Consider the following 8,918-nt stretch of genomic DNA (forward strand, 5'->3'; position numbering starts at 1 on the left):
AGCTTCAGCGTCTGCAGCATCATGTCTTATTGGTTTTAACATAGGGTTTGCGAACTAGGGGCCATCAGTTTGACATTATGGCCCATCGATATCAGTTTATTGGCCCAGAAATGAGCAGATGCACAGGCCTCCATGCCGATCAAACAGGGTGGGATGTTGGCAAAAAAGGAGGCCATTTGTGCCCGTCTGAGTTGTTTGTTGAACAACCGTTTTCCGTGCTCGTCAACCCCATGGATCTGGAAAACGTTTTTTGCCAAATCGATTCCAATAGTTTTAACGTTCATGATAGCAGCGCTCCGTTCAATGAGTGACGATTTATCGTCCCACTGTGGCACAAGAGATGGGAGGCGACCATTCCATTAACAAAGCCGCCACGTTTACTTATCCACTCAGCATGCCATTCATTGCTCGCTTGGGCTCGTCTATCTGCTGCATTGTAATAAAGCCTCACGGTCATGGCACATCTCCTTGTACTTCTACATCATGAATGGGTTTGGCATAGAGGGACCAAAGAAAAATACAATGATTGAGGTAAGGATAAAACAGGTTAACCAGAGCCATTCAAGTTTCCAAGGTCTGAATAATTGCCAGATAAATCCGGCCGCGATAGTGCCGCAAACAACACCACCAATTAGAGCCTCAGAAATTGTCGAGTGTTCCATTGATTTTGTTTCTCCAAAAATTACGCCATTGTGCTTTATAAAACTTCAAGCGATGCGACAGGGAATTTCATACTGAAAGAAATCACAAAAAACCTAGTTTTTTAGATAGTTAGGACTGAAAATGTAGTGGGAACTTTTTAGTGGAGTCACACATTAAATTCCCACTTTTTTTATTTTTCGAAGGACTGCATGTTGCCCATAACCAGCCTGATGGCCTCATCTAACTCAGCCTGAACTGAAGCAGGAAGACGGGCAAATTCATAGGTCACTAAGCGTTTAGACGGATCGGTTTTCTTCCGGGCAAACTGCTTTTTGTCTTCAAACTCACGTAGTTTTTCAGTTTGTACAGTTTTCACTGGCGCTGGCTTCAGCTGCTTCGAATGGCGTTTAAAAGAGTCCATAATTAGCGACTTACTTATGCTTTCAACTTTTGCTGCACTGATGTCTGCCTGAACTTTTCCGAGCAAATCAGACAGAGGCACACCTTTGCTATCTAAGTCCTCTGAAATTTTTAACAGCAGCTGGTAATCAGCAAGGGAGAGTTCATTGATAACCGGGAATAACTCGACCATTTCAGCTGGCACAGAAGCAGCTTGAAACGCGCGGGAAACGCTGGCCGGTGAGACGTCCTCTACGCGCGCAATTTCATCCTTAGACATGCCATTTGCGTACATAAATTGATATCTTTGACCTATCTCACGAAGCGTATGCTCACGCGCGGTCTGAATGTCTTTGGCAAGCTGACGAGCATCTTCAAGACTTATCTCATCTTCTGTAACCAGAATTTCGAATTTCGCGCCACTGAAGATACATGCCGCCCGGCGCCGGGAACCATCTAACACTTCAATACAACCGTCAATAACTCGGCCGATTGCTGGGAAAAATTGCTGCAGGTTGATAGTTCGCGTTATGTCGCTCACTGACTCAGGGGTTACATACCTTTGGTCGCGACCGTTAACAGCTGGATCGACAAATGTCTTCTCTTCAATATCACCATTCAAAATGGTTGAGAGGGTGAACTTGGCCTGATTACCGGACTTAAGGGTGAATACCTTCTCTGCTTCTTTGGTTTCGAGGCTACGGATAAAATCCGAGCTATCACTACCTAAAATGTTTCGCCCGCGAGCTACTATTTTTTTCTTCACGCTGATTGGCTCCTCAGGAATTCAATACGGTCAAACACAGCCTTCGTAAAATGCTCTGCTTCTGTACGCGCTTTTTTTAACGCGTCGTTGCTACCGGGATAAGATGCTGGGTTAGCACTAATAATCGTATCAAACGTTTCTCCGCAACGTTCAAAGCCATCCAGGCGTGGCAGGGAAGAGTCCAGTATGCTACTTGTGTAGACTTCACGAGCAAGGCTATGTGAAACCAGGTGATCGGGCTTGCCAGTCATTTTCGACATAAAACCAATACTGGCAGCCAGACGCGGTTCAATGCCTTCTTCTTCCAGCGTTTCCAGCATTTCAGGCAAGCGGGTAAGGTATTTCAACGTGGAATGGAAATCGACTTGCGCCGGCGGAGTAGGGGTGAGAATAAGGTCACTTGCCGCCAAACCGTTTAGTAAAAATGGATCGAGGTGCGGACCTGTATCAATCAGGATGAAATCGTAGTCATCAGCCACACGATCGATAATGATTTTGCGAAGCACTTCGTACTGGTTTACGCCCGGCAGGTGCTCGCTAACCAGCTCCTTCCATGCGCTGGCTACAAAACCATCATCGATAGAAGCCGGAATAACATCAACACCTGGAATGATGGTTGGCCGTATCACTTCGTTACGCAGGGTTTCAGCATCGACATCGTTTAGCATCGCTTGCGCGGCGGTTTCAAGAATGGAACCAATACTGTGCGTGTGATCGAGGAACATGGTGCTGGATGCCTGCGGATCAAGGTCAATAACCAGAATACGCAGATCGTGACGCAATAAATCCTGATGCACTCGCAACGCGTGCGCCAGCGTTACAGTTGATACGGTTTTGGATACGCCGCCTTTCAAGTTAACGACGAAAATAACGTAAGGCGATTGATGGATTTCACGATACTTCGGGATCTTGCGGTGGGCGTAAATATCAATAACATTCTGTACTGTAAGAGCATATTGCTCAACATTTCCGACGCGTTTCTTGTTGAAATCGTAGCCTGCATCTTCCATTTCTTTAATGGCCTGCTCCACGATGCGACGGCTTAGCTTGGGTAATTTGGCTACTGCGTTCCGGGTAAAGGTCTGGAAGTATTCTGTAAGGTTAAACTCTTTGCGTTGATCTTCAATGTCCCGGCTCATTGACTCAAGTAATATGCCAGCTCGTCGCGCTATCGAGCCTACTCCACCGTAATCTCGTTTCATTCTGTTCTCCATGATGTTTTCAATGTAGAGGACATTGATTGTACAACTCGGAGTGTACAACAAATACCATGACGTGCAAGAAATTATTGATATTGGTGTTTTTGTTGCACGTTCAGCGAGTGACTCAAAGGCTGAACGCTGATACATGTGTTTATAAATCGGTTCGGAAGTGAGCAAACAGGTGTGTTTACAAAGCGGAAACAATATGAGAGGGAATAGATGTGTTTATAAAACGGATGCTGATGCTGTGTTACCGGGAAAACAGCAAACACTCGCAGTCACTGCGGCACATATCCGCTTTACAAACACAGTCAGGCGCTTTTACTCTCCATCTTTTAAGGCTTCAGACATAGCCTTAATGTCTGGCCTAGGCGTGCGACGGGTTATGATTAAGTGCCATTCACCATCCTTTTTAACGACATCGCCATCTAAATAACCGACCGCTTTAAGCTCGTCTATAGCCTTGTTAATCACTCGATTCTGCTGGTTATTGGGTGAGGTAAGCATTAGGCGACGTTTAATACGCGCGAACGATAGTGGTATTGGTCGCTCAGGAAGGCTCTCAATGAAAGTGTATAGGGCCTGTGCTGTCCCTTTGTTCGCAAGTTGCCGGATTATAAACATCTGCAGAAGCACCTGACGGTCGAATTGATAAAGCTCCCAAAGAGACTCATCGGCGGTAAGTTCCATGATGTCGTCTTTTTCGTCCCACTTACCACGACTTAACAGACCAGATACAACACCATTCCGATCCTTTTCTGAGGCAAGCTTGATAGTTGTGCTGCGAAGACGAATAAGAGAGTCGGCCAAGCGCGTTCTGAGTCCTTTATCTTTGTCCTTTGAGCTAAACCCGCATAATGTAGCAAACTCGCTGAATGGAAGTTCAATGGTGCTGCTGTTTAAGCCATATTTCGAAAACGCGAGAATGATGCCAACCCACACCTTGAAGTCAGTCTCCATCGAAAGTCGTGGGCCGGTAATACGGATGTCTGTATAACCTTCGGCTCTTGCCAACTCTAAGCTTTGAAGTTCGTTACTCGCATCAATACTGATATTTTCTGTATCCTTTCCTTTTCGTTTTAAGGAAGGTAGAAACAGACCTAAGCGCATCAAAGCTACAGGCTGGACAGTAGCGTTTCTGGAAGGCATGAGCTTCTTATTTTCATCGATTTCTACGAGAACCGATTCAAGTGATAGATCTACACTTTTCTTATACATAAGGACTTATCCACAGTTAAAGGATCATCCACAGACACAGCATGCGTAATCCCATTTATAAACACGCGCAATCCGTTTTATAAACACATAAATCCGCTTTGTAAACACAGAATACCGATTTACAAACACAAATATCCGACTTATAAACACATGAAATGGCTGTTAGCCTATGCATGGCGCGGTTTTCAACGTACCGGGATCTGTTTGGATCATTATATGGATCTTTGCTGGATCAGATACTTGGATCTACCCGGTGGATAACTGGATAAGTTGTCCATTTAACTTCGAGCGTAAGCAGAATTTGTCCGTACAGTTCCCTGGTGCTTCCTCGCTCACTCGCGGGCTTAGCCCTGTCGTTCGGCTGCGGCGAGCACTACTGGCTCTCTCTGAAATGCAAAATTTAGCCGATCCTCACTATGGGGATATCTTTCCAGCGGGTGGTGTACGCAGGGGAGAGCATATCGCGTTTCATTTGCCACGCAGGCGCAATCCCTCGTCCGGCAAACCAGACCTGTCCCAGTCCGGAATGATTAATGCCATCGAGAACCTTCATCAGCTCAGCACTGTGAGGGCGTGGAGGGCGTTCGTCGAACAGCTGCAGCTGCGAAACGCCGGAGCCGGTGAAGTCATTCAGCATCACACCGGCTTTGGCATACCGGTGCCCGTCCTTCCAGATACGCTCCAGAGCCGTTGTGGCGGCCGCAATGATGTCCCGGGTGTCCTGGGTGGGAGTAAGCAGTTTCTCCGTGGCCACGTTGCCGTAATAAGGCTCTTTAACGGCGAACGGAGACGTTTTGATGAAAACGGAAATATGCCGGCAATACTGGCGCTCCTTGCGCAGCTTTTCTGAGGCCCGCTCTGCGTACTGACAGACAGCCTGCCGCAGCGAATCGTATTCAGTGACCTTCTCACCAAAGCTGCGGCTGCAGACTATCTGCTGCTTTGTTGGCGGTGCTTCCTCAAGCGACATGCAGCTTTCCCCGTTCAGTTCGCGCACTGTTCGCTCGAGAACGACGGAGAAATTTTTCCGGATGAAGGCCGGGTTCGTCAGGGCCAGATCGAGCGCGGTCTTAATGCCCAGAACATTGAGCTTGCGTGCAATACGGTTTCCCACGCCCCAGATCTCTTCGACCGGCTGCAGTGAAAGCAGTTTCCGCGTTCGCTGTGGATTCCCCCGGGTGAGTGCGAGCACACCACGAAACTGTTTCCACTCCTTTGAGGCCCACTGGGCTGATTTTGCGAGGGTTTTCGTTGGTCCGGCACCCACGCCAATGGTCAGACGGGTACAGTCATACACGTGCTGTCGCAGCTGCCGGCCGAAGTCCTCCAGGTCCATGCAGTGCTCCACGCCGGTCAGATCGAGGAACATCTCGTCAATCGAATACTGTTCCACCCCCGGAGCCAGTTCCTCCAGGCAGCTCATCACGCGTGCCGACATGGATGCATAAAGTTCATAGTTGCTAGAGAACGCGTATATTTTTTCCGGGTATCTTTCGTTTTTCATCTGAAACCACGGCGTACCCATTTTGATCCAGGGCTTTGCCTCGGCACTTCTCGCGATTACGCAGCCATCGTTATTGCTGAGCACCACAACCGGCTTTCCTTTCAAATCCGGGCGGAAAACACGTTCGCAGCTGGCATAAAAGCTGTTCACATCGGCCAGGGCAAACATCAGTACATCTCCCTCGGGCGGTGGATGATGTGCGTGACGACGCCAAAGATATCCAGATCGTCCGGGTCGGGATAAATCGGCGACCAGGCGGCGTTCATGGGCTGCAGCGTCAGTCGTGGCGTCAGCAGCAGCCGTTTGACCGTAAACTCCCCCTGCACGCTGGCCACAACAATATCGCCATGCCGGGGCTTCTCGGCACAGTCCACAACCAGCAGATCGCCATTGTAAAGGCTGCCGTCGGCCATGCTGTCTCCGCTGGCGCGAAGGTAGTAAGTCGCGCTCGGATGCCGTATGCAGTAATCATGGAGATCCAGATCAGATTCGACATAGTCAGCTGCAGGGCTGGGAAAACCGCAGCTGGCCAGGTCTGCAAACAACGGATGGGCCTGTGGCGGGAGTTCTTTCCCGGTGCTGAAAAACTGTAGCTTCATCTTTCCTCCTGACACTCTAATTTTACTGGTTATATATACAGTGTGCGCCGGGAGACCGGTAAAGATCAAGGGGTGAAAGTCCCCGACCATTGAAGGACCAGCAATCCACAGGGTCCCCGAGTCATGCGTTGTATACCGTGAGGTATGGGGCGAAGCGTTGACAGGGGTGTTGACAGGCCAGCCATTGAGCCACGAAATGTATATTAAATTCCCGGGTGCCGACGTTGTACTGTTTACGGAAGGCAACATCATAGGGTGCGTTACTGCGAGTGCCATATGGACCCGGCGGGGTCTGAGACCCTGGCATGTCAATACGATCTTTACGCGGGAACCGGGAGATCTCCCCTCTGACCATCTGCCAGTGCCGGAGATGGCCCGCACCGGGAAGGCGAGGAGCCGAAGCCGGTGATGTACGGAGAGGAGAAGTCGGACTCGCTCATAGTAGCTGCGAATCTGGCGAACAATCCGCAAGGAGCGGAGTCAGTGGAGCGAAGGAGCGGGGCCAAGGGAAACGCGGAACAGCCACACATGCGCCGGACGCAGAGCCGGGAAAGTATGTCACAGAGGCTGTCACGCGTGCGGGAAGCTGCGAAGCAGCGGAAGAAAGAACGGTTTACCGCATTGTTCCACCTCCTGACAGCAGAGGCACTGGAGAACGCATTCCTCTCCCTGAGCAGGAAAGCGGCTGCCGGAGTTGATGGTGTCAGGTGGAAGGACTACGCCGAAAACCTGAAGGTCAACATAGCAGATCTGCACCGGAGGCTTCATCAGGGTAGTTACAGGGCTCAGCCCGGCAGGCGGCACTACATCCCGAAAGCGGATGGAAAACAGCGCCCGCTCGGCATCGCCTCACTGGAGGACAAAATCGTCCAGTATGCGCTGGTTAAGATCCTGAATGCAGTCTACGAAAATGACTTTATGGGGTTTTCATACGGGTTCAGACCCGGGCGAAGCCAGCACAATGCGCTGGACGCACTGGCCACAGGGCTGGTTCGGACCAATGTAAACTGGGTACTGGATGCCGATATTAGTCAGTTCTTCGACAAGGTAAGCCATGAATGGCTAATCAGGTTCATAGAACACAGAATCGGCGACCAGAGGGTAATCAGGCTCATACGAAAGTGGCTCACAGCCGGGACCTCAGAGGAAGGAGAATGGCGGGCATCGGAGGAAGGCACCCCACAGGGTGCGGTTATCTCGCCGCTGCTGGCAAACATCTACCTCCACTATGTCTTCGATCTGTGGGCGCATCAGTGGCGACGCCGCCATGCCACAGGCAATGTGGTCATGGTCAGATACGCAGATGACATAGTCATCGGGTTCGACAAGCGAATCGACGCTCAATGCTTTCGTATAGCCATGCAGCGCAGACTGAAGGAGTTCGGACTCACGGTACATCCGAAGAAAACCCGACTGATGGAGTTCGGCCGCTTCGCAGCCGAAAACCGCGCCAGCAGGGGAAAAGGTAAACCAGAAACGTTCAACTTCCTCGGGTTCACGCATATCAGTGGGAAAGACCGTAGTGGCAGGTTCATGCTGATACGAAAGACACGCCGGGACAGGATGACGGCGACACTGAAAGCGATCAAGGACGGACTACGAAAGCGCTGGCATTACTCAATCCCCGAACAGGGAAAATGGCTCAGGAGAGTGGTTCAGGGATACCTGAACTACCACTCAGTCCCGGGCAACTATCCCATGATGCGGAAGTTCAGGATATACGTAACAGACCTCTGGCGACGGGCGCTGAGGCGCAGGAGCCAGCAGGATGATACGACATGGACGAAAGCAAACAGACTGGCAGCCGTATGGCTGCCGAAGGTTCGGGTTCTGCATCCATGGCCTGTGGAGCGGTTCACCGCCAGACACCCAAGGCAGGAGCCCGGTGCGTGAATAGCGCACGCCGGGATCTGTGCGGGGGGTACCCGGTAACGGGTATCCCTACCGCGACATATTTAACAGCGTGACGATAATCCAGATCGCATGCCTTAAGAACATTTTGAGTAAATAAAGGTGTTCAAAATGCTTAAATTAATCATTTTGATATTTTTATATTGCTCATATTGAGAAATATTGTTTTGATTTTTTCATTTTGCTCTTATAATTGGTATCAAATTGAGTGTAATTAACGGAGCATATTGATGAATATTTACTGCGATGATGGTTCAACTAATGTTAAGCTGGCATGGTTTGAAGGAGATGAGCTTCAGACACGAGTCTCTGCGAACTCCTTCAGGCATGGCTGGAAAGTGGCAGAATTCAGTGCGGCAACGTTCAATTATCAGGTGGGCACGCTGAAATACACCTGGGACAGCGTCAGCCGGGATGCCATCCCGACAACAAACGTGGAATATCAGTACGGTGATCTCAACCTGCTGGCCGTGCATCATGCGCTGCTGAACAGCGGACTGGAGCCGCAGCCGGTGAGCCTGACCGTGACGCTGCCCCTGAGTGAGTATTACGACGGGGACTGCCAGCGGAACGAGGAGAACATACGACGCAAACGGGAAAACCTGATGCGTGAGCTGGTTCTGAATAAGGGCAGAGCAGTTTACCGTAACGGACGTGAAGGTGATGCCGGAATCACT

Annotated in this window: 7 protein-coding genes and 1 pseudogene; 2 read left to right on the forward strand and 6 right to left on the reverse strand. The window is 50.1% G+C overall.

Features of this window, described 5'->3' with window-relative positions:
• From HMPREF1024_RS00615 to umuD, 6 genes and pseudogenes are all read right to left on the reverse strand, one after another.
• Positions 1 to 284 (reverse strand): annotated as a pseudogene (locus HMPREF1024_RS00615) (IS110 family transposase); the annotation flags it as partial.
• A 548-nt stretch (positions 285 to 832) separates the two neighbouring features.
• The gene (locus tag HMPREF1024_RS00610) at positions 833 to 1,807 is read right to left on the reverse strand and encodes a ParB family protein (protein WP_004197750.1); all 975 of its coding nucleotides are present in this window, start codon (positions 1,805 to 1,807) and stop codon (positions 833 to 835) included.
• Complete coding sequence (locus HMPREF1024_RS00605) at positions 1,804 to 3,009, reverse strand: AAA family ATPase (protein WP_004152349.1); 1,206 nt, start codon at positions 3,007 to 3,009, stop codon at positions 1,804 to 1,806. The genes HMPREF1024_RS00610 and HMPREF1024_RS00605 overlap by 4 nt, the downstream gene beginning before the upstream one ends.
• A 321-nt stretch (positions 3,010 to 3,330) precedes the next feature.
• A complete protein-coding gene (locus HMPREF1024_RS00600) occupies positions 3,331 to 4,227 on the reverse strand; it encodes a RepB family plasmid replication initiator protein (protein ID WP_004197749.1) in 897 nt (298 codons plus the stop codon).
• 400 nt (positions 4,228 to 4,627) lie between these two features.
• Positions 4,628 to 5,899 carry a Y-family DNA polymerase gene (locus HMPREF1024_RS00595; RefSeq protein WP_004197744.1) on the reverse strand — a complete coding sequence of 424 codons (1,272 nt, stop codon included), beginning with the start codon at positions 5,897 to 5,899 and terminating at the stop codon, positions 4,628 to 4,630.
• The gene (gene umuD / locus HMPREF1024_RS00590) at positions 5,899 to 6,330 is read right to left on the reverse strand and encodes a translesion error-prone DNA polymerase V autoproteolytic subunit (RefSeq protein ID WP_004197746.1); all 432 of its coding nucleotides are present in this window, start codon (positions 6,328 to 6,330) and stop codon (positions 5,899 to 5,901) included. The genes HMPREF1024_RS00595 and umuD overlap by 1 nt, the downstream gene beginning before the upstream one ends.
• 405 nt (positions 6,331 to 6,735) lie before the next feature.
• Between umuD and ltrA the strand changes: the two genes are divergently transcribed.
• Positions 6,736 to 8,223: a group II intron reverse transcriptase/maturase gene (gene ltrA / locus HMPREF1024_RS00585; RefSeq protein ID WP_023332914.1), complete on the forward strand. Its 1,488-nt coding sequence runs from the start codon at positions 6,736 to 6,738 to the stop codon at positions 8,221 to 8,223.
• Between the two features lie 248 nt (positions 8,224 to 8,471).
• Positions 8,472 to 8,918 (forward strand): plasmid segregation protein ParM domain-containing protein (parM, locus tag HMPREF1024_RS00580; protein ID WP_009309991.1); only part of this gene is annotated, 447 nt, incomplete at its 3' end.

Source organism: Klebsiella sp. 4_1_44FAA, from assembly GCF_000238715.1.
Taxonomy (GTDB): Bacteria; Pseudomonadota; Gammaproteobacteria; order Enterobacterales; family Enterobacteriaceae; genus Klebsiella; species Klebsiella pneumoniae.

What these genes read in the sequence shown, in the direction of transcription:
- umuD (WP_004197746.1), bottom strand. Translation starts at nt 6,330, where the DNA reads ATGAAGCTACAGTTTTTCAGCACCGGGAAAGAACTCCCGCCACAGGCC.
- HMPREF1024_RS00600 (WP_004197749.1), bottom strand. Translation starts at nt 4,227, where the DNA reads ATGTATAAGAAAAGTGTAGATCTATCACTTGAATCGGTTCTCGTAGAA.
- HMPREF1024_RS00595 (WP_004197744.1), bottom strand. Translation starts at nt 5,899, where the DNA reads ATGTTTGCCCTGGCCGATGTGAACAGCTTTTATGCCAGCTGCGAACGT.
- HMPREF1024_RS00605 (WP_004152349.1), bottom strand. Translation starts at nt 3,009, where the DNA reads ATGAAACGAGATTACGGTGGAGTAGGCTCGATAGCGCGACGAGCTGGC.